This window comes from Streptomyces sp. NPDC097619 (genome assembly GCF_040302735.1).
Taxonomy (GTDB): domain Bacteria; phylum Actinomycetota; class Actinomycetes; order Streptomycetales; family Streptomycetaceae; genus Streptomyces.
Genome location: NZ_JBEOSD010000074.1, coordinates 1 through 23,801, shown reverse-complemented (window position 1 = coordinate 23,801; position 23,801 = coordinate 1). Strand labels below are relative to the sequence as shown.

The window sequence follows — 23,801 nt, the reverse complement described above, 5'->3', positions numbered from 1 at the left end:
GGTGCTGCCGGGCCCGTGGGCACGGCGGGGCGGATCAGCCCGCGAGCTTCGCCAGGGCGGCGTCGACGCGCGCGAGGGTCCGGTCCTTGCCGAGGACCTCCAGGGACTCGAACAGCGGCAGGCCCACGGTGCGGCCGGTGACGGCCACGCGGACCGGCGCCTGCGCCTTGCCGAGCTTGAGGCCGTGGGCCTCGCCCGCGGTCAGCACGGCCTGCTTGAGGGACTCCGGGTCCGACCAGTCGGCGTCGGCGAGCTTCTCGCGGGCGGTGGTCAGCAGGGCCGCCGGGTCGCCCTTCATGGCCTTCTCCCACGAGGCCTCGTCGGAGACGGGCTCCGGGAGGAAGAGGAAGTCCACGTTGGCCGTGATGTCCGAGAGGACGGTCAGGCGGGTCTGGGCGTGCGGGGCGATGGCCTCCCAGGCCGCCGCGTCGAAGTCCTCCGGGGCCCAGGGGGCGTGCGGGGCCCGCAGCCAGGGGGCGCAGGCGTCCGCGAAGTCCTTCGGGTCCAGCCGCCGGATGTGCTCGGCGTTGATCGACTCGGCCTTCTTGAGGTCGAAGCGGGCCGGGTTGGCGTTGACGTCCGCGATGTCGAACTTCTCCACCATCTCCTCGATGGTGAAGAGGTCCTGGTCGGCGGAGAAGGACCAGCCGAGGAGCGAGAGGTAGTTCAGCAGGCCCTCGGGGAGGAACCCGCGCTCGCGGTAGAGGTTCAGCGAGGCCTGCGGGTCGCGCTTGGACAGCTTCTTGTTGCCCTCGCCCATCACGTACGGCAGGTGGCCGAAGACGGGGATCTCCTTGGCCACGCCCAGCTCGATCAGCGCCTTGTACAGGGCGATCTGGCGCGGGGTGGAGGAGAGCAGGTCCTCGCCGCGGAGCACGTGCGTGATCTCCATCAGCGCGTCGTCCACCGGGTTGACCAGGGTGTAGAGCGGGGCGCCGTTGGCCCGGAGGATGCCGTAGTCGGGCACGTTCTCGGGGGTGAAGGTGAGCTCGCCGCGGACCACGTCGGTGAAGGTGATCGGCTCGTCGGGCATCCGGAAGCGGACGATCGGGGTCCGACCCTCGGCCTCGTAGGCGGCCTTCTGCTCCTCGGTCACGGTGCGGCACTGGCCGTCGTAGCCGGAGGGGCGGCCCTCGCTGCGGGCCAGCTCGCGGCGGGCGTCGAGCTCCTCGGTGGTGCAGTAGCAGCGGTAGGCGTAGCCGCCGTCCAGCAGCTTGCGGGCCACGTCCGCGTAGAGGTCCATGCGCTCGGACTGGCGGTACGGGGCGTGCGGGCCGCCGACCTCGGGGCCCTCGTCCCAGGTGAAGCCGAGCCACTTGAGGGAGTCGAGGAGCTGGCCGTACGACTCCTCGGAGTCGCGGGCCGCGTCGGTGTCCTCGATGCGGAAGACGAACGTGCCGCCGTTGTGCCGGGCGAAGGCCCAGTTGAAGAGGGCGGTGCGGACCAGGCCCACGTGGGGGTTGCCGGTCGGCGAGGGACAGAACCGTACGCGTACGGGAGATGCGCTAGCCACGCTTGATCACCTTGTTGGTGAGAGTGCCGATGCCTTCGATGGTGACGGCGACCTCGTCGCCGACGTTGAGGGGGCCGACTCCGGCCGGGGTCCCCGTGAGGACGACGTCGCCCGGGAGCAGCGTCATGGCCTCGGTGATGTGGACGATGAGGTCCTCGACGGAGCGGATCATGTCGCTGGTGCTGCCGAGCTGGCGCTGTTGCCCGTTCACGGTGCACTGGACGGCCAGGCCGTCGGCGACGCGGGCCGGGTCGAGGTCCGTCTCGATCCAGGGGCCGAGGGGGCAGGAGCTGTCGAAGCCCTTGGCGCGGGCCCATTGCTTCTCGCGCTGCTGCACGTCGCGGGCGGTGACGTCGTTGGCGCAGGTGAAGCCGAGGATGACGTCCTTGACCCGCTCGCGGGGGACCTCGCGGCACATGCGGCCGATCACGACGGCCAGCTCGGCCTCGTGGTGGAGCTCCTGGGAGAAGGAGGGGTAGGCGATCGGGTCGCCGGGGCCGACCACGGAGGTGGAGGGCTTGAAGAAGGTGATGGGGGTCTCGGGGACCTCGTTGCCCAGCTCCTTGGCGTGCTCCGCGTAGTTGCGGCCGATGGCCACGACCTTGTTGGGGAGCACGGGCGGGAGGAGGCGCACCTTGGAGAGCGGGACCTTCGTGCCGGAGAGCTCGAAGTCCGCGAAGGGGATGCCCTTGATGATGTCGAGGACCAGGTCCGCTTCGTCGCCGGGGGCGGTGCCGCCCTCCACTGCACCGAAGGCGACATTGCCGTCGATCGAGAATCTGGCGATGCGCACGTGTTGCGTCTGCCCCTCTGTTTACGCTGGCTGGAGTCTGCGCTCCAGGCTAACGCGGCGGGCCGGACGCCCCGGCGCCCCGGCGTGGCGCGCCGGGAGCCCCGGCACGCCCGCGACGGCGGCGCGGCCGCGGTCGTGCGGCCCCGCGGGGACTACTCGGCGACGATGACGACCGGGGCCTTCATGAGGATGGTGCGGCGCGGGTTCGCGGTCATCGCGGGCAGCTCGACGGCGTACTCCTGCGCCGTGACCGCCTGCACCTGCGCGGCGTCCTTGAGGTGCGCGAGGGTGGTGCGGCGCGGGTTGGCCATGTTGCGGGAGGTCATCGTCGTCTTCATCGCGGTCTCGAATGCCCTGTCGGTGACGGGCACCACTGGCGGGTGCCGGGGGTGGCGGCGCCTCCGTTTGTCGGATGCGCCATGCATGTAAAGGGCCAGGCTAAACATCCGCCCCGGGGCCGACATGAAGAAGTCACTCTTCCGGCCATGTGAGTTTGCTCACCCATGACCAGGCATTACGGACATAACGGCATGTCACCCAGCCCTGACCAAACGGACATTACGCCACTGAATGCTTTATTCCGCTCCTGATCATGGCGACTGGGACACCCGGGGTCGATAAGCGATTCATAAAGGTAAGTCCGATTTCTCCGGGAACCGCTTCCACATGCCGTCATGAGCCGGTCACGAGGGGTCACGGATCACGGGGACGGGGTCCCGCACCTTGTTGGAGATCGGGCACTGTGCTGGAATTCCGGGGACCGCCGCGCGATTCATCCGGCGCGCAGAGGGCGCAACGCGGCGCCGAAGCGGCGGTCGTGGAAGGGGAGAAGCGCCGGTCACCGACGACCGCCATGGGGCTCGTTAGTGCCCCACGACTCGACACCGTCCCGCCGGTCTGCCGGAGGGACGCCTGGTCCAGAGGTTGCGACGCTAGTGCAGGGACGTTTCAAGAAGGACGGCATGGGGTCTCCCCAGGCCCCCCAGGGCCTCGGGGATGCTGCGGCGGAACAGGGGCCGCGCGGCGGGAACGACCGTGGCTCCTCACCCCAGCACGCCCCGGACCACGGGCCCGCGGGCGGCGACTCCGGCGCGCCCGGCAAGGCGCGGGGCAAGGGCAAGGCCCGCACCCCCAAGCCCGGGAAGGGCGCCAAGGGCAAGGACGGCCAGACGGGCAAGGCAGCCGTCTCCCCCCTGGCCCCGCAGTCACCGCTCGGCGACGGCTCCGCGATATCCGGCCCCGCCCCGCACCCCGGCTCCGGTTCCCGGCTCGCCCTCCAGAACTGGCGCATCAGCACCCGCCTGGTCTCGCTGCTGGCCCTCCCCGTGGTCGCGGCCACCTCGCTGGGCGGATTCCGTATCAACGAGTCCCTCAACGAGATCCAGCAGCTGGAGCACATGCAGCTGCTGACCACGATGACCAAGCAGGCCACCGCGCTGGCCTCCGCGCTCCAGGAGGAGCGCGACAAGTCGGCCGGTCCGCTGCGCAACAACCCGGACAAGCAGAACACCCTGATCAAGGGCATCCGCGACAACACGGACCAGACGGCCACCGCCTTCGTCGACGCCACGCAGAACATCGACGAGCAGGACCAGAACGACGAGACCCTCCAGTCGATCCGGTCCAACGTCCTCCAGATCAGCCAGCAGCTGATGACCATCGAGGACATCCGCAAGAACGCGTACAAGCACGGCTCCCAGCAGACCGTGTCCGAGTACAACCAGCTGATCCTCTCGCTGCTCAGCCTCTCCCAGGACATGGCCCAGGCCACCTCCAGCCCGGAGATGATCAAGCGGACCCGCGCCCTGGCCGCCTTCTCGGCCGCCAAGGAGTACGCCTCCATCCAGCGCGCCGTCATCGCGGCCGCCCTGCCGGAGTCGAACACCAAGCCCGGCGCCCTCGACGAGAACGACCGGCTGTACGCCCTCGCCGCCCTCAAGAGCGAGGGGCAGTCCCGCAAGACCTTCGACCTCGTCTACCAGGGCAAGGCCGAGGAGCTCACCGAGACGCTGAACGACGGCCACGCCGAGATCTCCAGCGCCGAGCACTACGCCCGCCGCATCCTGGGCACCCAGGGCCAGTTCGCCAAGGAGAAGAACCGCTCCTGGATGGACTGGTACGACCAGGACGACGTCAAGATCGCGGCGATGAAGAAGATCGAGCTCTCGCTCCTGGAGGACATGGAGCAGGAGGCGCGCTACCTCAAGAACGAGGCCCAGCGCGACGCCATCATCAACGGTGCGCTCATCCTCCTCGTGCTCGGCGTCTCCCTCGTCGGCGCCTTCGTGGTGGCCCGGTCCATGATCCGCTCGCTGAAGCGGCTCCAGGACACCGCCACCCGGGTCGCCCAGGACCGGCTGCCCGAGCTCGTCAAGCAGCTCTCCGAGTCCGACCCGCAGGACGTGGACACCTCCGTGGAGTCCGTCGGCGTGCACTCCCGGGACGAGATCGGCCAGGTGGCCGCGGCCTTCGACGACGTGCACCGCGAGGCCGTCCGCCTCGCCGCCGAGCAGGCCCTCCTCCGGGGCAACGTCAACGCGATGTTCACCAACCTCTCGCGGCGTTCCCAGGGCCTCATCCAGCGCCAGCTCTCGCTCATCTCCGAGCTCGAGTCCCGCGAGGCCGACCCGGACCAGCTGTCCTCCCTCTTCAAGCTCGACCACCTCGCGACCCGCATGCGCCGTAACGGCGAAAACCTCCTCGTCCTCGCGGGCGAGGAGCCGGGCCGCCGTTGGACCCGCCCGGTCCCGCTGGTCGACGTGCTCCGCGCCGCCGCCTCCGAGGTGGAGCAGTACGAGCGCATCGAACTCGCCTCGGTGCCCGGCACCGAGGTCGCCGGCCGCGTGGTCAACGACCTCGTGCACCTCCTCGCCGAGCTGCTGGAGAACGCCACCTCGTTCTCCTCCCCGCAGACCAAGGTCAAGGTCACCGGTCACGCCCTGCCCGACGGCCGCGTGCTCGTCGAGATCCACGACACCGGCATCGGCCTCTCCCCCGAGGACCTGGCGGCGATCAACGAGCGGCTGGCCTCCCCGCCGACCGTGGACGTCTCCGTCTCCCGCCGCATGGGCCTGTTCGTGGTCGGCCGCCTGTCCCTGCGACACGGCATCCGGATCCAGCTGCGCCCCTCCGACTCCGGCGGCACCACCGCGCTCGTCATGCTGCCCGTGGACGTGGCCCAGGGCGGCAAGAAGCCCGGCCAGGCTCCCGGCGCCCCCGGTTCCGGTCAGCAGGGCCCCGGCGCCCAGGGCGGCGGCCGCCCGGCCGGTGCGCCGCAGGGTGGCGGCGCCGGACGCGTCGCGGGCGGACCGCAGCGGCCCGCCATGGCCGGTGCGGGCCAGCAGCGCGGCGCGCTGCCCGGCCGCGACGGCCAGCGGCCGCCGCAGGGCCCGGGCCAGGGCCCGCAGGGTCAGAACGCCTTCGGCGCCGGTGCCCCGATGGCCCCGCGCGGTCCGCAGGGTGGCCCCCGTCCGACCGGCCCCGGTCAGCCGCAGCCCGGTCAGCCGGGTCAGCCCGGCGCCGGTTTCCCGCAGGGCAACTCCTTCGAGCGTCCGCAGGCCCCGGCCCCGCAGGCCCCCGCGCCCGCTCCGGCCCCGATCCGCGCCGACGCCGCCGGTCGCCCCGGCGAGAACCGGCCGCAGCTGCCCCCGCGCGGCGGCGAGCGGGCCGAACTGCCCGGCGCCGGTGACCGGCAGCCCGTGGCCTGGGGCACCGGTCAGGCCCCGCACGCTCCCGAGACCCCCCGCGGCCACGACGAGCTCCAGGGCCCCGGCTCCACCGCCGAGTTCGCCCGCCCCGACTTCGACGGCCCGCCGCCGGCCGGGGTGAACTCCACCACCGGGCAGTTCGAGCGCCCCGACGTTCGCGGTCCCGTGGACCCGGCGCAGACCGGTCGCTTCGAGCGCCCGGGGCTGCCCGTGGACCCGTCCCGCACGGGGCAGTTCGCCCGCCCGGGCCTGGAGCAGCAGCCCCACTCCGGCTCCACCACCGGCCAGTTCGAGCGTCCCGCCTTCCCGGCGGTGCAGCCCCCGGCCGAGCAGCGGCCCGGCTTCGCCGAGCCGGCCGCCCCGGCCCGGTACGAGGCCCCCGGCTTCGAGGCCCCGCGCCCCGGCGGTCCCGGCGTGGGCGGTCCCGGCGTGGGTGGTTTCGCCCCGCAGGGCGGTGCCCCGTACGCCCCGGCCCCGCAGCAGACCGGGCAGTTCCCGGCGGTGCCCGCGCCCCGTGCCGAGGCCCCGCAGCTGCCGCAGGCCCACCAGCCGGAGGCGCTGCCGCCGGCTCCGGGCGGGCAGACGGACGCCCGTACCCCGCTCTTCGACAACCTCGAGTCGAACTGGTACCGCCCGGAGGCCGGCCCGCAGGGTCCGGCCGCCCCCCAGCAGTTCCAGCAGCCGGCCCCCGCCTACCAGCCGCCGCAGCAGACGCAGCCGATCCCGGTCGCGCAGCCGCAGCAGCCGCTCCCCCAGCGGGGGCAGGAGCGGGCCGCCGACGCCCTGACGGCCACCGGCGCGACCCCCACGGTCAGCTGGCGCAGCTCCCCCAACGACGAGCTGATGAAGCAGGCCGAACGGGTCCGGCAGCCCGCCGCCGGCGGGGTCACCACCTCGGGCCTGCCCCGCCGGGTACCGCGCGCCAACCTGGTCGCGGGGACCGCCCAGCAGCAGTCGGACCTCCAGTCCGGACCCCAGGTCTCGCGCGCGCCGGACGACGTGCGCGGCCGCCTCACCAATCTCCGCCGCGGTATCCAGCAGGGTCGCCAGGCGGGCACCAACGGCCCGGCCACCGGGAGTTTCCGCACCGGCCCCACTCACCAGCAGGAGCGTTAGTTGAGTTCCATGAGCCAGGCGGCACAGAACCTGAACTGGCTGATCACCAACTTCGTGGACAACACCCCCGGGGTGTCCCACACGGTGGTGGTCTCCGCCGACGGCCTCCTTCTGGCGATGTCCGAGGGCTTCCCCCGGGACCGTGCCGACCAGCTGGCGGCCGTAGCCTCCGGGCTGACCTCGCTGACCGCGGGCGCCTCCCGGATCTTCGAGGGCGGCCACGTCAACCAGACCGTGGTGGAGATGGAGCGCGGCTTCCTCTTCCTCATGTCCATCTCCGACGGCTCCTCCCTCGCCGTGCTGGCCCACCCCGAGTGCGACATCGGCCTCGTGGGCTACGAGATGGCCCTTCTGGTCGACCGCGCGGGCAGCGTCCTCACCCCGGACCTGCGCGCCGAGCTCCAGGGCAGCCTGCTCACCTAGACCGCCATTCCTCCGGCCGGGCGGTACTCCCGGCCGGGGGACCGGGGCGTACCCGGAAATCCAGTACCACCGTCAGGCCGTACCCCCGTCCCCCCACCGGCCCCGTACGACGGCAGGCTGACCACTGCTGTCCAGCCCGGAGGATCAATGACCCCGCCCCCCGCCTTTCCCGATGCGTACGGAGACTCGTACGCGGAAGGCGACCAGCCGCTGGTACGTCCCTACGCGATGACCGGCGGCCGGACCCGGCCCCGCTACCAGCTCGCCATCGAGGCGCTGGTCAGCACCACCGCAGACCCGGTGCACCTGTCGACGCTGCTGCCCGAGCACCAGCGCATCTGCACGCTCTGCCGCGAGGTGAAGTCGGTCGCGGAGGTTTCCGCGCTGCTGCAGATGCCCCTGGGCGTCGCCCGGATCCTCGTGGCCGACCTGGCCGAGGCCGGGATGGTGGCCATCCACCAGCCGGGCAACGGCGAGACCGGCGGAACGCCGGACGTAACGCTCCTGGAAAGGGTGCTCAGTGGACTTCGCAAGCTCTAACGGAGGTTCCGTCGGTGGGGCGCCCCGCTCCACCACCTCCGCGAAGATCGTGGTGGCCGGAGGCTTCGGCGTGGGCAAGACCACGTTCGTCGGCGCCGTCTCCGAGATCAACCCGCTGCGCACCGAAGCCGTCATGACCAGCGCCTCCGCCGGCATCGACGACCTCACCCACACCGGTGACAAGACGACCACCACGGTCGCCATGGACTTCGGCCGCATCACCCTCGACCCGGACCCCAGCCACTCCCTCTTCGGCACCCCCGGACAGGACCGATTGTGGTTCAGGTGGGACGACCTCGTCCGCGGCGCCATCGGCGCCGTCGTCCTCGTCGACACCCGACGCCTCGCCGACTGCTTCCCCGCCGTCGACTACTTCGAAAACAGCGGCCTCCCCTTCGTCATCGCCCTCAACGGCTTCGACGGACACCAGCCCTACACCCCCGAAGAAGTCCGCGAAGCACTCCAGATCGGCCCCGACGCACCCATCATCACCACCGACGCACGCCACCGCGCCGACGCCAAAAGCGCCCTCATCACCCTCGTCGAACACGCCCTGATGGCGCGCCTGAAGTAGGGTGCCGGGCCGTGGAGGGCATCGAATGCGGGGGCGGGCTGTGTCTTCTGACACGGCCCGCCCCCCGTTCATAACGTTTCGACAGAGAATTGGGGGGAGGCGGACACCCCACGCAGCCGATCGGTGTCGCTGTGCGCACGAAGGCGCCGATTTTTGCCGCAGCTCGTTCTTTATGTCCGTTTTATGCGGGGCATAAGGCCCTGGGAATGGCCGGATTCAACTGTTTGGAACACGGACGTTGCCCATGCTGCAATTCAATGAACTAGCTAGTAGCACCGCCGAGAGGTTGTTGGTCGAGTGAGGCGAAGCAACGAGAGCCCCGCGGAGGCTGTCCATCCGGACGGTGCCGCCCGGGGCAACTTCACCCCGCCGGAGCGCGCGGTGCCGTCGTCCGGAGGGTCCTCGGACCTGCCCGGCGGCAAGGGCAGCCAGAGCCGCTTCGCCCCGCGCAACTGGCGCGTGCCCACCCGTCTGAACGCGATCCTCCTCGTGCCCGCCCTGGTCGGTCTGGTCATGGGCGGCTTCCAGGTGAAGGGCTCCATCGACACCTGGGAAGAGGCCAAGGACGCCGAGAAGACCGCCCGCATCGTCCAGGCGGCCTCGGAGTACAGCCAAGCCCTCCTCAACGAGCGCGACCTCTCCGCCGAGCCCCTGCTGAAGGGCGAACGGGACAGCCAGGTCGTCTCGGAGGCCCGTGCCGCCACCGACCAGGCCCGCGCCAACTTCGCCACGGCCGTCCAGGACATGCCGCGGAAGCAGGGCCTGGAGCACCGCCTGGACCTCTTCAAGCGCGAAGAGCCCAAGCTCGACGCCATCCGCCAGAGCGCCTACCTCACCAAGGCGGAGACCCCCAAGAAGAACCCGGCCCGGAACATGGGCGGCCCGGTGGCCACCGAAGAGGGCTACGTGCTGGTGCAGCACAACCTCATGCAGTTCTCCAACGAACTGGGCCTCGGCACCTCCAACATCACCTCCTACGGCCGCATGGTCTACTCGATCCAGCTGGCCAAGGCCGCCGGTTCGCTCCAGCGGTCCATCGGCACCCACCTGCTGGTCCGCCCCAGCAAGGACCCGGAGATCAAGGCCGGTCAGCTGATCGCCTTCTCCTCCTACGCCTACATGGAGGAGATCGCCCTCGCCGAGTACGTCGCGGCCGGCACCGACGCCGACACCGACAAGCTCAAGGAGGTCTTCGCCCAGAAGACCCAGGAGGGCGAGGAGAAGCTCGCCCAGGCCAAGGCCGACGCCCAGGCGGCCGGGACCCCCTTCGTGGCCCCGCCCGTGGTCAACGGCTCCGCCCTGGAGGGTATGACCGAGGCGATAGCCGGGGGCGAAAGCCCCAAGGACCTGCTCGCCAAGGGCGTCAACCCCACCTTCTGGCAGGCCGGCGCCACCGCGAAGTTCGACGCCTACGCCGAGATCGAGAAGGACGTCGTCGCCAAGGCCGTGCAGGAGGCCGTGGACGTGGCCGACGAGGCCCGCAACGACGCCATCGTCAACGGCGCCGTCGTGGTCGTGGCCCTGCTCGCCGCGTTCGTCCTCGCCGGCCTCATGGCCCGCCAGATGGGCCGCTCCATGCGCCGGCTGCGGACCGCGGCCTTCGACATCGCCGAGCAGCGGCTCCCCGCGCTCGTCGACCAGCTCTCCCGCACCGACCCCGGCAAGGTGGACACCCGGGTCGTCCCGATCCCGATCGACTCCCAGGACGAGATCGGCGAGGTGGCCCGCGCCTTCGACCAGGTGCACCGCGAGGCGATCCGACTCGCCGCCGAGCAGGCCCTGCTCCGGGGCAACGTCAACGCGATCTTCACGAACCTCTCCATGCGCAACCAGTCGCTGATCGAGGGCCAGCTGACCCTCATCACCGACCTGGAGAACAACGAGGCCGACCCGGACCAGCTGGAGAACCTCTTCCGCCTGGACCACCTGGCCACCCGCATGCGCCGCAACGGCGAGAACCTCCTCATCCTCGCGGGCGAGGAGCCGGGCCGCCGCTGGGACCAGCCGGTCCCCCTGGTGGACGTGCTCCGCGCCGCCTCCTCCGAGGTGGAGCAGTACGAGCGCATCGAGCTGTCGGGCGTCTCCGAGGCCGAGATCCACGGCCAGGCCGTCACCGACCTCGTGCACCTCCTCGCCGAGCTGCTGGAGAACGCCACCACGTTCTCCTCCCCGCAGACCAAGGTCCGCGTCACCGCCACCCGCCTCCCCGACGGCCGGGTCATGGTCGAGATCCACGACAAGGGCATCGGCCTCACCGCCGAGGACTTCGCGGACATCAACCACAAGCTGGCCAACCCGCCGACCGTGGACGCCGCGATCTCGCAGCGCATGGGCCTCTTCGTGGTCGGCCGACTGTCCGACCGGCACAACATCCGCGTGCAGCTGCGCCCCTCGGGCGAGGCGGCGGGCACCACCTCGCTGGTCATGCTCCCCGAGAACATCACCCACGGTGGTGGCGGCGAGGGCATCCCGGACGACGAGTTCACCGTCTCCTCGATGATCCCGCAGCAGCAGTCCTTCGAGGGCACCCCGATGCGGACGGCCGCCGAACTCGGCTTCGACGACTCGCGCTACGAGGGGGGCGGCGCCGGCCAGGCCGGTCAGGACCCCGTGGGCCGCTCCCTCGGCCGCGAGGAGCGCCGCGCCACCCTCGGCGCGCAGGCCGAACAGCGCCAGGACGAGCAGGGGCGCCCGCAGCAGGGCTTCCCGCAGGAGGGGTTCGGCCAGGACGGCGGCCCCGCCCGGGAGTTCCGCCCCGAGCCGCAGCCCGAGCACGGCTACCCGGCCTACCAGCGGGAAGCGGAGGGCCACTACCAAGAGGTGGACGGCTACCCTCAGAACGCCGGATTCGAGCCCCAGCAGGGCGCGTACCCCGCGCAGGACGGCGCCTACGCGCAGCGGCCCGAGGGCGGCTACGAGGCGTACCCGCAGCAGGGCTACGGCTATCCGGAACAGCCCTACCAGGACCCGGCCGAGCTCGGACAGTCGTACGAGGCCGGTTACAACTCCGGGGCTCCGCAGGGACAGTGGCCGCAGGACAACACGTACCAGGCCGACTACCAGCAGGGTTACGGGAACGAATCGGAATCTCCGGTCGCTCCCGAACCCGCTCCGGAACGCGTAGGCTTCGACCGTCCGGACGCCGCTGCCGACACCGGTCACGAGCTGACCGGAGCGGGTCTGCCGCGCCGCGGCAGCCAGCAGCAGTGGCAGCCGGCCCAGCAGGAACCGGAGCGCAAGTCGTTCTTCGAGGGGGCCCGTTCGGGCTCCGAGGAGAACGAGACGGACGACAGCGGCTGGCGCGCGCGCAACGACGAGCGCTGGCAGCAGGCCGGAAAGCTCCGCGAGCCCAAGGCGGGCGGGGTCACCTCCTCCGGTCTCCCCCGGCGGGTTCCCAAGGCCAACCTGGTCGAGGGCACCGCGGAGTCCACCGCCCCGGACGGCCCGCAGGTATCCCGTGCCCCTGAGGACGTGCGCGGCAGGTTGAGCAACCTGCGGCGCGGAGTGCAGCAGGGCCGCAGCGCGGGAACAGAGCAGTCAAGTAACACCTATGACCAGGAGCGTTAGTGTGAGCCCGATGAGCCAGGCGGCGCAGAACCTGAACTGGTTGATCACCAACTTCGTGGACAACACCCCCGGGGTGTCCCACACGGTGGTGGTCTCCGCCGACGGACTCCTTCTGGCGATGTCCGACGGGTTCCCGCGCGACCGTGCCGACCAGCTGGCGGCCGTGGCCTCCGGCCTGACCTCGCTGACCGCGGGGGCCTCTCGGATCTTCGAGGGCGGCCACGTCAACCAGACCGTGGTGGAGATGGAGCGCGGCTTCCTCTTCCTCATGTCCATCTCCGACGGTTCCTCGCTGGCGGTGCTGGCGCACCCCGAGTGCGACATCGGCCTCGTGGGCTACGAGATGGCCCTCCTGGTCGACCGCGCGGGCAGTGTCCTCACCCCGGACCTGCGCGCCGAGCTGCAGGGAAGTCTTCTCAACTAGTTCTCAAACAGCAGACAGGCAGTGCGTTTCGCGTCATCGCACCATAGGGTGCGGTGGCGCGGTTCCACAGGGAGTACTGCGTTCTCGGAGTCGGAGGAGGAAGCGTGACAACACCCGGAGGACATCCTTATGGCGGCGCCCAGCAGCCGCCGGGTGGGCACGACCAGAACCGCTTCGGCTTCCCTTCCGCTCCCTCCCGGCAGCCCGCGCAGGAGCAGAATCCGTACATGCAACAGCCCTATGGACAGCCCCAGCCTCCCCATATGGCGCCGCCGCAGCCCCCGCGGGCGACTCCGGCGGCTCCGAAGGCGCACAACCCGCTGGTCCGGCCCTACGCGATGACCGGCGGCCGGACCCGGCCCCGCTACCAGCTCGCCATCGAGGCGCTGGTCAGCACCACGGCGGATCCCGCCCGTCTGCAAGGGCAGTTGCCCGAGCACCAGCGGATCTGCCGGCTGTGCCAGGAGATCAAGTCCGTTGCGGAGATCTCCGCACTCCTCTCCATCCCCCTGGGCGTCGCCCGGATCCTCGTGGCCGACCTGGCCGAGGCCGGGCTCGTCGCCATTCACCAGCCCGGCGGCGACGAGTCGGCCGGCGGCCAGCCAGACGTGACACTGCTCGAAAGGGTGCTCAGTGGACTTCGCAAGCTCTAACGGAGGTTCCGTCGGTGGGGCGCCCCGCTCCACCACCTCCGCGAAGATCGTGGTGGCCGGAGGCTTCGGCGTGGGCAAGACCACGTTCGTCGGCGCCGTCTCCGAGATCAACCCGCTGCGCACCGAAGCCGTCATGACCAGCGCCTCCGCCGGCATCGACGACCTCACACACACCGGTGACAAGACGACCACCACGGTCGCCATGGACTTCGGCCGCATCACCCTCGACCAGGACCTCATCCTCTACCTCTTCGGCACCCCCGGACAGGACCGCTTCTGGTTCATGTGGGACGACCTCGTCCGCGGCGCCATCGGCGCCGTCGTCCTCGTCGACACCCGACGCCTCGCCGACTGCTTCCCCGCCGTCGACTACTTCGAAAACAGCGGCCTCCCCTTCGTCATCGCCCTCAACGGCTTCGACGGACACCAGCCCTACACCCCCGAAGAAGTCCGCGAAGCACTCCAGATCGGCCCCGACGCACCCATCATCACCACCGACGCACGCCACCGCGCCGACGCCAAAAGCGCCCTCATCACCCTCGTGGAGCATGCGCTCATGGCGCGCCTGCGGTAGGCGGCGCGCGCACCGCGACGGAACGCCCCGAAGGCCCCGCACTCTCCGGAGTGCGGGGCCTTCGGCGTGCCGGGGTGCCGGGGTCGCCCCGGGAGGCTCCTGGCCGGGGAACGGCCGAGGCCCCGCCCCCTGATCGGGTGCGGGGCCTCTCGGCTGCGGAGCGCGGGGCGCTCGGGGGCTCAGCCCTGCCAGCTGTGCGGGGCGCGGAAGCCCGGGGTGCGCTCCAGGCGGCGCCAGCCGGCCTGGGAGCGGGCGCTGCGGGCCTCGGGCGCGGCGGGGCCGGCGGCGGCGCGGGCGAGGAGGATCGCGGTGAGGGCCGCGAGCTCCTCGGGCTCGGCGTGGCCCTTCTCGACTCGGAGCAGGGCGTCAGCGGGAGTGCTCATGGGGTGGCTGGTCTCCTTACTGCGGCGGGTTGCCGTGCTTGCGGGACGGGAGGTCGGCGTGCTTGTTGCGGAGCATGGCGAGGGAGCTGATGAGGACCTCGCGGGTCTCCGCGGGGTCGATCACGTCGTCCACGAGGCCGCGCTCGGCCGCGTAGTAGGGGTGCATCAGCTCGGCCTTGTACTCCTTGACCATGCGGGTGCGCATGGCCTCGGGGTCCTCGGCCTCGGCGATCTGCTTGCGGAAGATGACGTTGGCGGCGCCCTCGGCCCCCATGACCGCGATCTCGTTCGTCGGCCAGGCGAAGGTGAGGTCGGCGCCGATGGACTGGGAGTCCATGACGATGTACGCGCCGCCGTACGCCTTGCGCAGGATCAGGGAGATCCGGGGCACGGTGGCGTTGCAGTAGGCGTACAGGAGCTTGGCGCCGTGGCGGATGATGCCGCCGTGCTCCTGGTCGACGCCGGGCAGGAAGCCGGGGACGTCCAGCAGCGTGACGATCGGGATGTTGAAGGCGTCGCACATCTGGACGAAGCGCGCGGCCTTCTCGGAGGCCTCGATGTCGAGGACTCCGGCGAGCGACTGGGGCTGGTTGGCGACGATGCCGACGACCTGGCCGTCGAGGCGGGCGAGCGCGCAGATGATGTTGCGGGCCCAGCGCTCGTGGATCTCCAGGACGTCGCCGTCGTCGACGAGCTCCTCGATGACCTTGTGCATGTCGTACGGGCGGTTGCCGTCGGCGGGGACCAGGTCGAGGAGGACGTCCGAGCGCCGGTCGGCGGGGTCGGAGGACTCGTGGACCGGGGGGTTCTCGCGGTTGTTGGACGGCAGCATGGAGATCAGGTACCGCACCTCGGCGATGCAGGTCTCCTCGTCGTCGTACGCGAAGTGCGCGACGCCGGAGGTCTCGGCGTGCACGTCGGCGCCGCCGAGGCCGTTCTGGGTGATCTCCTCGCCGGTCACCGCGCGGACCACGTCGGGTCCGGTGATGAACATCTGGGAGGTCTCGCGGACCATGAACACGAAGTCGGTCAGGGCCGGGGAGTAGGCCGCGCCGCCGGCGCAGGGGCCGAGCATCACCGAGATCTGCGGGATGACTCCGGAGGCCCGGGTGTTGCGCTGGAAGATGCCGCCGTATCCGGCGAGGGCGGAGACGCCCTCCTGGATGCGGGCGCCGGCTCCGTCGTTGAGGGAGACCAGCGGGGCACCGGCCGCGATGGCCATGTCCATGATCTTGTGGATCTTGGTGGCGTGGGCCTCGCCGAGGGCGCCGCCGAAGATCCGGAAGTCGTGGGCGTAGACGAAGACCGTGCGGCCCTCGACGGTGCCCCAGCCCGTGATGACACCGTCGGTGTAGGGCTTGCGGGACTCCAGGCCGAAGCCGGTGGCCCGGTGCCTGCGGAGCTGCTCGACCTCGCGGAAGGAGTCGGCGTCGAGCAGGAGCTCGATGCGCTCGCGGGCGGTGAGCTTGCCCTTGGCGTGCTGGGCCTCGGTGGCGCGCTCACTGGGGCCGCGCCGGGCCTGCTCGCGCAGGGCCAGCAGCTCGGCCACGCGGCCGCGAGCGTCCGTCGGCTCGCCGGGGGTCTCATCCACAACGGTCATGTACCGACCTTACGAAGAGCGCCAAGGAAAACCCTCCGTCACTTCCGTACAGTCTCCGGCCCTCTCCGCTGTCCGCTGCGGACAGAAGGAAGGCAAGGGGCAAGTGACCCGCCAGTTGGGACAGAGGTCCTTTGTCGAACTTCGACAAAACTCGCGCCGAACTCCCGAGTAAGTTGAAACTTGAACCACAGGGGTCTAGTGTCGTTCTCGTTGAAACTTCAACGACTACCGGCCGGGGTCACGGCCGCCCGACCCAGGAGGACACCATGGGGATCTTCACCCGCCGCAGCCGTCAGGACGCCGCCGACACGACCACCGCGACCGGCTCCGTCGCCACCCTCGACGTGGACCCGGCGCTCGCCGCCCTCACCGGCCGCTACACCGTGGACCCGGCCCACAGCAGCATCGGCTTCACCGTCCGGCACGCGATGGTGACCAACGTCCGCGGCTCCTTCGGGGACTTCGAGGGTGTGCTGGAGCTGGACGGCACCGACCCCACCCGCTCCACCGCCGTCATCGACGTGCGGACCGCCTCCGTGGACACCGGCATCGGCGACCGCGACGCCCACCTGCGCGGCGGCGACTTCTTCGACGCCGAGACCTTCCCGCTGATGAGCTTCCGCTCCCGCGAGGCCCGGCAGCTGGGCGGCAGCACCTTCCGGATCACCGGCGACCTCACCATCAAGGACGTCACCCGGCCGCTCTCCATCGACCTGGAGCTGAACGGCTCCGCCACGGACGTCTACGGCAACGAGCGCGTCGGCTTCGAGGGCAGCACCGAGATCCTGCGCTCCGAGTGGGGCCTGACCTGGAACGCGGCCATCGAGACCGGCGGCGTCATGGTCAGCGACAAGGTCAAGCTGACCTTCGACGTCTCCGCCATCAAGCAGGGCTGAGAACCGGGGCCACACGGCCCCGGCCCCGCGCGTCGGACACCGGGGGCGGCCCTCAGAAGCCGCCCCCGCCGTCGAATCCGCCGCCCCCGCCGAAGTCCCCGCCGCCCCCGAAGTCCCCGCCCCCGAAATCGGAGGCGTCGAAATCGGAGCCGGAGTAGTCCCCGCCCTCGAAACCGCCGCCCCCGTCGGCGGCGTAGGCCGGGGAGGCCATCATCGAACCGAGCATCGTGCCCACCAGCAGGCCCGGCAGCATCCCGCCGCCGAAGTAGCCGCCGGCCCAGGGCCCGTACGCCGGGCCCGCGTCGTAGTACGGCCGCGGTCCGCGCTCGGTCTCCACCGTGCGGACCTCCGGGTCCCGCCCCTCCCGCAGCCGCACCGCGTCCGCCTCGCAGACCGGGACCGTCCGCGCGGCCCCGCCCTCCGGGGCCCATTGCGCGTCCTCGGTGCTCGGACCGTGCCGCGGGTCGAAGAAGCAGGGCGCGCGCCGTTCCGGCAGCGGTCGCCCCTCCCGGCGGGCCGCCAGCACCGCCAGCGCGAAGCGGCCGTCCTCCAGGGCCTGGGTCACCCCGCGCACCTCGTCCGGCCGCGCGGCCCCGCCCATGATCTGCTTGGCCCGGTCGTAGGAGTCCAGGGCCCGCTCGTAGTCCCCGCGCATCGCCTCGTCGGCGCCGGGCTCGGCCGGATGGAAGTCCAGCCGCTCCAGCTCCTCGCCGAAGGCCGTGATGTCCTCGTCGACGACCACCCGCAGCTTGTCGAGGGCCGCCCGCTCGGCCTCCTCCTTGCGCCGGCGGTTCCGCCGGACCAGGGCGTAGGCCCCGCCGCCGCCCGCCACGGCCAGCGCCCCGAGCGCCACCAGACCGCCGACCGGCACCCCGTCGTCCGCCCCACCGCCCGACCAGGAGGCGGGGGCGCCGCCGCGCATCTGCGGCAGGGCCTGGTCCACGAAGTTGTCCAGCTGTGTGGCGGCGTCCACCGGTCCGCCCGCCTTGACGGCGTCGGTCAGGTTCCGGACGGCGTTCGGCGGCATCACGGCCCGGTCGGCCCCGGCGTCGAAGCCCTCGCCGAGCCGGATCGCGTACAGGCCGGTGACCCCGGTCCGCGCCCGCACCGTGCGCAGCACGCTGTCGGCGGGGAACTCGGCCGAGGCGGGCAGCACGGCCACGAACAGCGGCTTCCCGGCCTTCCTGATCTTCTCCGCCAGGGCGTCGGCCTGGGCCGTGGAGAGCTGCGCGGAGGCGCCCGGGTCCACGTACACGGGGCCCTTCTCGAAGGCCTCGGCCACGGCGGCGGGTCCGGTGGCGGCGACGGCCTGCGGCGCCGCCGCGAAGGCGGTCGCCGACAGGGCCAGCAGCAGGCCGGACAGCAAGGGAATCAGCCTGGTCCTCATACCGACGACGCTACCGGAATGCACCCTTTCGCGGGTAAGAGCCCCATAAGGCCCTCCAGCGCACCGCATCGGGCGTGCTGCCTGCGGGCCTCGCGGGTCGGCTGCTCGGGTGGGTCGCTCGGTGGCTATTCGGTGGGTTCCGCGCCGGTGTGGAGGAGGCCGTAGGTGAAGGCGTCCACGATGGCCTCCCAGGAGGCGGCGATGACGTTGCCCGCCACGCCGACGGTGTTCCACTCGCGGTTGCCGTCGGTGGTGGTGACCAGGACCCGGGTGGTGGATTCGGTGCCGTGGGTGCCTTCGAGGATGCGGACCTTGTAGTCCACCAGCTCGAACTTCGACAGCTGCGGGTAGAAGCGCTCCAGGGCGAAGCGCAGGGCCCGGTCCAGGGCGTTGACGGGGCCGTTGCCCTCGGCGGTGGCCACGATGCGCTCGCCGCGGGCCCAGAGCTTGACCGTGGCCTCGTTGGCGTGGGTGCCGTCGGGGCGGGTCTCGGCGATGGCCCGCCAGGATTCGGTGCGGAAGAAGCCGCGGGCCCGGCCGGCGGCCTCGGCGCGCAGCAGCAGTTCGAAGGAGGCGTCGGCGGCCTCGTAGGTGTAGCCCTTGAGTTCGCGCTCCTTGACCCGCTCGACCACGCGGGAGATCAGGGCGCGGTCCCCGCCGAGGTCCACCCCCAGTTCCTTGCCCTTGAGCTCGACGGAGGCGCGGCCGGCCATGTCGGAGACCAGCATGCGCATGGTGTTGCCGACGCGTTCGGGGTCGATGTGCTGGTAGAGGTCGGGGTCGACCTTGATGGCGGAGGCGTGCAGTCCGGCCTTGTGGGCGAAGGCGGAGACGCCCACGTAGGGCTGGTGGGTGGAGGGGGTGAGGTTGACGACCTCGGCGATGGCGTGGGAGATCCGCGTCATCTCGGCGAGGGCTCCCGTGGGGAGCACCTTGCGGCCGTACTTGATCTCCAGGGCGGCGACCACGGGGAAGAGGTTGGCGTTGCCGACGCGTTCGCCGTAGCCGTTGGCGGTGCACTGGACGTGGGTGGCACCGGCGTCCACGGCGGCCAGGGTGTTGGCGACGGCGCAGCCGGTGTCGTCCTGGGCGTGGATGCCGAGCCGGGCGCCGGTGTCGGAGAGGACGGTGGCGACCACGGCGGAGATCTGCGCGGGGAGCATGCCGCCGTTGGTGTCGCAGAGGACGACCACGTCGGCGCCGGCCTCGTGGGCGGTGCGGACCACGGACTTGGCGTACTCGGAGTTGGCGCGGTAGCCGTCGAAGAAGTGCTCGCAGTCCACGAACACGCGTCGGCCCTGTTCGCGCAGGTAGGCAACGGTGTCCCGGACCATTTCGAGGTTCTCTTCGAGGGTGGTGCGCAGGGCGAGTTCCACGTGCCGGTCGTGGGACTTGGCCACCAGGGTGATGACGGGGGCGCCGGATTCCAGGAGGGCCCGGACCTGGGGGTCCTCGGCGGCCTTGCCGCCCGCGCGGCGGGTGGCGCCGAAGGCGACGAGCTTGGCGTTCTTGAACCGGATCTCGGCGCGGGCGCGCGCGAAGAACTCGGTGTCCCGGGGGTTGGCGCCGGGCCAGCCGCCCTCGATGAAGCCGACCCCGAAGTCGTCCAGGTGACGGGCGATCGTCAGCTTGTCCGCGACCGTGAGGTTGATGCCTTCGCGCTGGGCGCCGTCGCGCAGCGTGGTGTCGAAGACATGGAAACTGTCGTCGATGACCTCTGTCGTCATGCTGATCTGACTCCTGTCGGATGAGTGGTCCGGATGCCCGGGATCCACTTGCCCCCATCATCCCGCGCCCCCGGCCCCCGGCAGGAATGGGGCCGGGAAACGAAAAAACCCCTCGCGGGTGCGAGAGGTCTGCGCGCGGGTCTGGGGCACGGTGGCCGCCTCCGCGGGGTTCTTCCGCGGTTCAGCGGTCACTGCGGACCGGCGCGCTGCTTCCCATAATCATGATGGACGCATGCACGGTCCGCAGTCTGCCATACGGCTCGCGGTACGGGACCGGCGTCTCAGGATTCGGTCTCGCTATGTGGTCAGCGCCTCGGCCAGGAAGTCCCGGACGTGGTCGAGGATCTCCTGCCGGGAGGTGCCGGGCAGGCCCACGGCCAGTTGGATGCTGAAGCCGTCGAGGAGGGCCCGGGCGCGGGTGGCGAAGCGGTCCGGGTCCACCGGGCGCAGTTCCCCGCGGGAGGTTCCCTCGGCGAGGAGGGCCACGAGGTCTCGGTGCCAGGCGTGTTCGATGGCGGCCTGCCGGTCGCGTTCGGCGGGGCCGGCGTTCTGGGAGCGGTTCCAGACCTCCAGCCACAGGGTCCAGTGCGGGTCGCGGGGGCCTTCGGGGACGTAGAGGTCCACGTAGGCGGCGAGCCGGTCGCGGACCGGGGCGCGGCGGGAGAGCAGCGCGCCGCGTTCGGCGCCGAGGGCGGCCTCGCTCCATTCCAGGGTCTGGAGGAGGAGTTCGTCCTTGCTGCGGAAGTAGTAGAGGAGGTGGCCGCTGCTCATGCCGACCTCGCGGCCCAGACCGGCCATGGTGAGCCCGTCCAGGCCGCGTTCGGCGATGGTGGCCATGGCGGCGGCGAGGACCTCCTCGCGCGGGGGCGCGTTCCTGCGGGCCTTCGCGCCTGCCGCCATGGCCGTGCTCCTCTTCGTACGGTTGCCGGGCGTTCCGGAGTTCCGGTCGCGCCGGCCGCGGTCAGACCCGCGGCTGCTGCTGGGTGATGCAGTGGATGCCGCCACCCCCGGCAAAGATCGTACGTGCGTCCACGAGGGTGACGGTGCGGTCGGGGAAGAGACCGCGGAAGATCTCGGCGGCCTCCTCGTCGCGCGGGTCGTCGAAGGCGCACAGCACCACGCCGTCGTTGCAGAGCAGGTGGTTGATGTAGGAGTAGTCCACCCATGCGCCGTCCTCCTCCAGGACGGTGGGGGCGGGGACCTCCACGACCTCCAGGCGGCGGCCCTGGGCGTCGGTGGCGGCGCGCAGCAGGGCGGCGATGGTCCGGGTGCGCTCGTGGTCGGGGTGGGCGGGGTCGGGCTGGCTGTGGACCATGACCACGCCGGGGCGGGCGAAGGCGGCGACGATGTCCACGTGGCCCTGGGTGCCGTAGGTGCCGTAGTCCCCGGCGAGGCCGTAGGGGAGCCAGATGGCCTTGGTGGTGCCGAGGTGGGCGTGGATCTCGGCTTCGACCTGTTCGCGGGTCCAGCCGGGGTTGCGGCCCTCGCCGAGCTGCACGGTGTCGGTGAGCAGGACGGTGCCCTCGCCGTCGACGTGGATGGCCCCGCCCTCGTTGACCAGGGCGGTGCTGTAGGTGCGGGTGCCGGCGAGGTCGGAGACGGCGCGGGCGATCTTCTCGTCGTGGCCCCAGCGGGCCCATTCCTGGGCGCCCCAGCCGTTGAAGGTCCAGTCGACGGCGGCGAGGCCGCCCCGGCCGTCGGTGACGAAGGTGGGGCCGATGTCGCGCATCCAGGCGTCGTCGAGTTCGCGCTCCACGATCGTGAGCGGGTGCCCCTCCCCCGCTCCGGCGAGGGCGCGGGCGCCCTCGGTCCCGCCGGGCGGGACGACGAGGGTGACCGGCTCGTAGCGGCGTACGGCACGCGCCACCGCGGCCCAGGCCTCGCGGGCGGCGGTCAGTTCGGCCTCGTCGGTGAAGGTCGGGTTCGGGCTGGGCCAGGCCATCCAGGTGCGCTCATGGGGGGCCCACTCGGGCGGCATCCGGAAGCCGTCGACGGCGGGGGTCCCGGCGGGGGCGGGCGGGGTGGTGCTCATGGCGGGGTCCTCACAGGCGGTACGGGCGGGGGGCCGTGGCCCATCCATTAGAACATCACTCTAACTCTGGATTTCCTTGTCCGGAACGATTGACCCGGGGGGTTTCCCTGGGTCACATTGAATGGCGCTCAAACACCTGTCGCCCCTGAACGCCGTGCGCCGCCCGCACCTCAGCCCCGCCGGGAGTCCCCATGCCGATCGAACAGCGCGGAGTCGACACCATCCCCGAGGAGGAACGCACCAGCGGTCCGCGGGACCTGGTCGCGATCCTGCTCGGCTCCAACCTCTGCCTCGGCGTGATCGTCTTCGGCTGGTTGCCGCCCTCCTTCGGACTGGGTCTGTGGCCCTCCGTCACCGCGATCCTCGCCGGCACCCTGGCCGGTGTCGCCTTCACCGCGCCGCTGGCCCTGGTCTCCCTCCGCACCGGCACCAACCTGTCCACCTCCAGCGGAGCGCAGTTCGGCGTCCGCGGCCGGCTCGTCGGCTCGGTGGTGGGGCTGCTGCTCTCCCTCGGCTACACGGCCCTGACCCTGTGGATCGGCGGCGACGTCATGGCCGGGGTGCTCTCCCGGCTCACCGGGCTGCCGGACTCGGGGGCCGTCCGCGCCCTGATGTACGGGGGTCTGGCCGCGTGCACCGTGGTCGGGGCGGTCTTCGGCTACCGCCTGCTGCTGCGTCTGAGCAAGGTGCTGGCCGTGGTGATGGTGCTGCTGCTGGCCGTGGGCGTGGTCGCGTACGCCGGGGACTTCACCACCGCGGCCCCGCCGGACACCCCGTACCTGCTCGACTCCTTCTGGCCCACCTGGGCGCTGGCGGCCGTCGCCGCCGGGCTGAGCGGACCGGTGGCCTTCATCACCCTCCTCGGGGACTACACCCGCTACATCTCCCCGCGACGCCACCGCCCCCGCGCCGTGCTGTGGGCCACCGGCCTGGGTCTGGGCGCGGGACTGCTGGTGCCGCAGCTCTTCGGGACCTTCACGGCGCTGGCCGCCCGGGCCGGGACGGACTACGCGGGCCCGCTGGTCGCCGCCTCCCCCGGCTGGTACCTGCTGCCGCTGCTGGTGGCGGCCGCCGCCGGGTCGGTGGGCAACGCCGGGCTGATGCTCTATTCCATGGGCCTGGACCTGGACGCCATCGTGCCGCGGGCCACCCGGACCACCGCCACCCTGGTCGCCGCTGCCGTGGCCACCGCCTTCGTCTTCCTGGGCTCGTTCGGCTGGAACGCCCAGTCCGCGATGACCTCCTTCGTGCTGCTGCTGACCGCCGTCGGCACCCCCTGGGCCGTGGTCACCCTGATCGGGTACGCGCGCTCCGGGGGCGTGTACGACGCCGACGCCCTCCAGGTGTTCAACCGTCGGGCCCGCGGCGGCGTCTACTGGTACAGCGCCGGATGGAACGCGCGCGCCACCGCCTCCTGGGTGGTCGGGGCGCTGGTGGGTCTGGCCGCCGTGTCCACCCCGCTGTACGAGGGGCCCCTGCTGGCCCTCACCGGAGGAGTGGACGCCAGCTTCGTCCTGTCGGGGCTGGCGGGCGGTCTGGTCTACACGGCGCTGACCTTCCGGACCGCACCGGTCCGGGCCGTGGCCCCGGTCACGGAGTAGCACGGGGCGCGCGAGCGCCCGGACCGGCGAGAACAGCAAGGGGGAGCACCGTGGAGGAGCTCGCGTACGTGGTGGGCAAGGTGCTGCGGGGCGCCGCGGGAGCGGCCTACGCCTTCGGGGACGTCCTGGTGGGACTGGGGCCCGAGGGCGGCACGAAGAAGAAGGCCGAGGAGGAATCCGGGAAGGGGTCCGCGAAGGGGTCAGCTGCCCTCGCGCCAGGCCCGCCAGAGTCGGGCGTAGCGGCCGCCGAGGGCGACGAGTTCCTCGTGGGTGCCCTGTTCGACCACGCGG

At 71.7% G+C, this 23,801-nt stretch carries 20 protein-coding genes; 11 read left to right on the top strand and 9 right to left on the bottom strand.

What is annotated here, in order from left to right:
- Positions 1-34: 34 nt before the first annotated feature.
- The 3 genes from gltX to ABTZ17_RS20810 form a co-directional block, all read right to left on the bottom strand.
- Positions 35-1,513 carry a glutamate--tRNA ligase gene (gltX, locus tag ABTZ17_RS20820; protein WP_352197148.1) on the bottom strand — a complete coding sequence of 493 codons (1,479 nt, stop codon included), beginning with the start codon at positions 1,511-1,513 and terminating at the stop codon, positions 35-37.
- On the bottom strand, positions 1,506-2,306 hold the full coding sequence (locus ABTZ17_RS20815; protein ID WP_352197147.1) for a fumarylacetoacetate hydrolase family protein: 801 nt from the start codon (positions 2,304-2,306) through the stop codon (positions 1,506-1,508). The genes gltX and ABTZ17_RS20815 overlap by 8 nt, the downstream gene beginning before the upstream one ends.
- Before the next feature lie 152 nt (positions 2,307-2,458).
- A complete protein-coding gene (locus tag ABTZ17_RS20810; protein WP_352197164.1) occupies positions 2,459-2,644 on the bottom strand; it encodes a hypothetical protein in 186 nt (61 codons plus the stop codon).
- A 624-nt stretch (positions 2,645-3,268) separates the two neighbouring features.
- On the opposite strand from ABTZ17_RS20810, the gene ABTZ17_RS20805 reads away from it, so the two are divergent.
- The 8 genes from ABTZ17_RS20805 to ABTZ17_RS20770 all read left to right on the top strand — a co-directional run bounded on the left by ABTZ17_RS20805 (position 3,269) and on the right by ABTZ17_RS20770 (position 13,884).
- Positions 3,269-7,129, top strand: a complete 3,861-nt coding sequence (locus ABTZ17_RS20805) for a sensor histidine kinase (protein ID WP_352197146.1) — start codon at positions 3,269-3,271, stop codon at positions 7,127-7,129.
- A gap of 9 nt (positions 7,130-7,138) precedes the next feature.
- Complete coding sequence (locus ABTZ17_RS20800) at positions 7,139-7,552, top strand: roadblock/LC7 domain-containing protein (protein WP_352197145.1); 414 nt, start codon at positions 7,139-7,141, stop codon at positions 7,550-7,552.
- A gap of 147 nt (positions 7,553-7,699) precedes the next feature.
- A complete protein-coding gene (locus tag ABTZ17_RS20795; RefSeq protein ID WP_352197144.1) occupies positions 7,700-8,092 on the top strand; it encodes a DUF742 domain-containing protein in 393 nt (130 codons plus the stop codon).
- Positions 8,073-8,666, top strand: coding sequence for a GTP-binding protein (locus ABTZ17_RS20790; protein ID WP_352197143.1), 594 nt, complete (start codon positions 8,073-8,075; stop codon positions 8,664-8,666). The genes ABTZ17_RS20795 and ABTZ17_RS20790 overlap by 20 nt, the downstream gene beginning before the upstream one ends.
- 297 nt (positions 8,667-8,963) lie before the next feature.
- On the top strand, positions 8,964-12,233 hold the full coding sequence (locus tag ABTZ17_RS20785) for a nitrate- and nitrite sensing domain-containing protein (protein WP_352197142.1): 3,270 nt from the start codon (positions 8,964-8,966) through the stop codon (positions 12,231-12,233).
- A gap of 10 nt (positions 12,234-12,243) precedes the next feature.
- Positions 12,244-12,657, top strand: a complete 414-nt coding sequence (locus tag ABTZ17_RS20780) for a roadblock/LC7 domain-containing protein (RefSeq protein ID WP_352197141.1) — start codon at positions 12,244-12,246, stop codon at positions 12,655-12,657.
- A 104-nt stretch (positions 12,658-12,761) separates the two neighbouring features.
- Entirely contained in the window at positions 12,762-13,310 is a 549-nt protein-coding gene (locus ABTZ17_RS20775) for a DUF742 domain-containing protein (protein WP_352197140.1), read from the top strand.
- Positions 13,291-13,884, top strand: a complete 594-nt coding sequence (locus ABTZ17_RS20770; protein ID WP_352197139.1) for a GTP-binding protein — start codon at positions 13,291-13,293, stop codon at positions 13,882-13,884. Before ABTZ17_RS20775 ends, ABTZ17_RS20770 begins: the two co-directional genes overlap by 20 nt.
- Before the next feature lie 179 nt (positions 13,885-14,063).
- On the opposite strand, the gene ABTZ17_RS20765 is transcribed toward ABTZ17_RS20770, so the two are convergent.
- Positions 14,064-14,267, bottom strand: coding sequence for an acyl-CoA carboxylase epsilon subunit (locus ABTZ17_RS20765; RefSeq protein WP_352197138.1), 204 nt, complete (start codon positions 14,265-14,267; stop codon positions 14,064-14,066).
- Between the two features lie 16 nt (positions 14,268-14,283).
- The gene (locus ABTZ17_RS20760; protein WP_352197137.1) at positions 14,284-15,867 is read right to left on the bottom strand and encodes an acyl-CoA carboxylase subunit beta; all 1,584 of its coding nucleotides are present in this window, start codon (positions 15,865-15,867) and stop codon (positions 14,284-14,286) included.
- A gap of 266 nt (positions 15,868-16,133) precedes the next feature.
- Between ABTZ17_RS20760 and ABTZ17_RS20755 the strand changes: the two genes are divergently transcribed.
- On the top strand, positions 16,134-16,763 hold the full coding sequence (locus ABTZ17_RS20755; RefSeq protein WP_352197136.1) for a YceI family protein: 630 nt from the start codon (positions 16,134-16,136) through the stop codon (positions 16,761-16,763).
- A gap of 52 nt (positions 16,764-16,815) precedes the next feature.
- On the opposite strand, the gene ABTZ17_RS20750 is transcribed toward ABTZ17_RS20755, so the two are convergent.
- The 4 genes from ABTZ17_RS20750 to ABTZ17_RS20735 form a co-directional block, all read right to left on the bottom strand.
- Complete coding sequence (locus ABTZ17_RS20750; RefSeq protein ID WP_352197135.1) at positions 16,816-18,150, bottom strand: hypothetical protein; 1,335 nt, start codon at positions 18,148-18,150, stop codon at positions 16,816-16,818.
- A gap of 125 nt (positions 18,151-18,275) precedes the next feature.
- On the bottom strand, positions 18,276-19,877 hold the full coding sequence (gene cimA / locus ABTZ17_RS20745) for a citramalate synthase (protein ID WP_352197134.1): 1,602 nt from the start codon (positions 19,875-19,877) through the stop codon (positions 18,276-18,278).
- A 297-nt stretch (positions 19,878-20,174) separates the two neighbouring features.
- A complete protein-coding gene (locus ABTZ17_RS20740; RefSeq protein ID WP_352197133.1) occupies positions 20,175-20,777 on the bottom strand; it encodes a TetR/AcrR family transcriptional regulator in 603 nt (200 codons plus the stop codon).
- A gap of 61 nt (positions 20,778-20,838) precedes the next feature.
- The gene (locus ABTZ17_RS20735; protein ID WP_352197132.1) at positions 20,839-21,909 is read right to left on the bottom strand and encodes an agmatine deiminase family protein; all 1,071 of its coding nucleotides are present in this window, start codon (positions 21,907-21,909) and stop codon (positions 20,839-20,841) included.
- 191 nt (positions 21,910-22,100) lie between these two features.
- Between ABTZ17_RS20735 and ABTZ17_RS20730 the strand changes: the two genes are divergently transcribed.
- Entirely contained in the window at positions 22,101-23,510 is a 1,410-nt protein-coding gene (locus tag ABTZ17_RS20730; RefSeq protein ID WP_352197131.1) for a cytosine permease, read from the top strand.
- 50 nt (positions 23,511-23,560) lie between these two features.
- Positions 23,561-23,801, top strand: a 241-nt coding sequence (locus ABTZ17_RS20725; RefSeq protein ID WP_352197130.1) for a hypothetical protein, incomplete at its 3' end; no start/stop codon positions are given.

Bases quoted from the DNA above. Each gene is read 5' to 3' on its own strand.
- ABTZ17_RS20810 (WP_352197164.1), bottom strand. From the start codon at position 2,644: ATGAAGACGACGATGACCTCCCGCAACATGGCCAACCCGCGCCGCACC.
- ABTZ17_RS20805 (WP_352197146.1), top strand. From the start codon at position 3,269: ATGGGGTCTCCCCAGGCCCCCCAGGGCCTCGGGGATGCTGCGGCGGAA.
- ABTZ17_RS20800 (WP_352197145.1), top strand. From the start codon at position 7,139: ATGAGCCAGGCGGCACAGAACCTGAACTGGCTGATCACCAACTTCGTG.
- ABTZ17_RS20795 (WP_352197144.1), top strand. From the start codon at position 7,700: ATGACCCCGCCCCCCGCCTTTCCCGATGCGTACGGAGACTCGTACGCG.
- ABTZ17_RS20780 (WP_352197141.1), top strand. From the start codon at position 12,244: ATGAGCCAGGCGGCGCAGAACCTGAACTGGTTGATCACCAACTTCGTG.
- ABTZ17_RS20765 (WP_352197138.1), bottom strand. From the start codon at position 14,267: ATGAGCACTCCCGCTGACGCCCTGCTCCGAGTCGAGAAGGGCCACGCC.
- ABTZ17_RS20760 (WP_352197137.1), bottom strand. From the start codon at position 15,867: ATGACCGTTGTGGATGAGACCCCCGGCGAGCCGACGGACGCTCGCGGC.
- ABTZ17_RS20755 (WP_352197136.1), top strand. From the start codon at position 16,134: ATGGGGATCTTCACCCGCCGCAGCCGTCAGGACGCCGCCGACACGACC.
- ABTZ17_RS20750 (WP_352197135.1), bottom strand. From the start codon at position 18,150: ATGAGGACCAGGCTGATTCCCTTGCTGTCCGGCCTGCTGCTGGCCCTG.
- cimA (WP_352197134.1), bottom strand. From the start codon at position 19,877: ATGACGACAGAGGTCATCGACGACAGTTTCCATGTCTTCGACACCACG.
- ABTZ17_RS20740 (WP_352197133.1), bottom strand. From the start codon at position 20,777: ATGGCGGCAGGCGCGAAGGCCCGCAGGAACGCGCCCCCGCGCGAGGAG.
- ABTZ17_RS20735 (WP_352197132.1), bottom strand. From the start codon at position 21,909: ATGAGCACCACCCCGCCCGCCCCCGCCGGGACCCCCGCCGTCGACGGC.
- ABTZ17_RS20730 (WP_352197131.1), top strand. From the start codon at position 22,101: ATGCCGATCGAACAGCGCGGAGTCGACACCATCCCCGAGGAGGAACGC.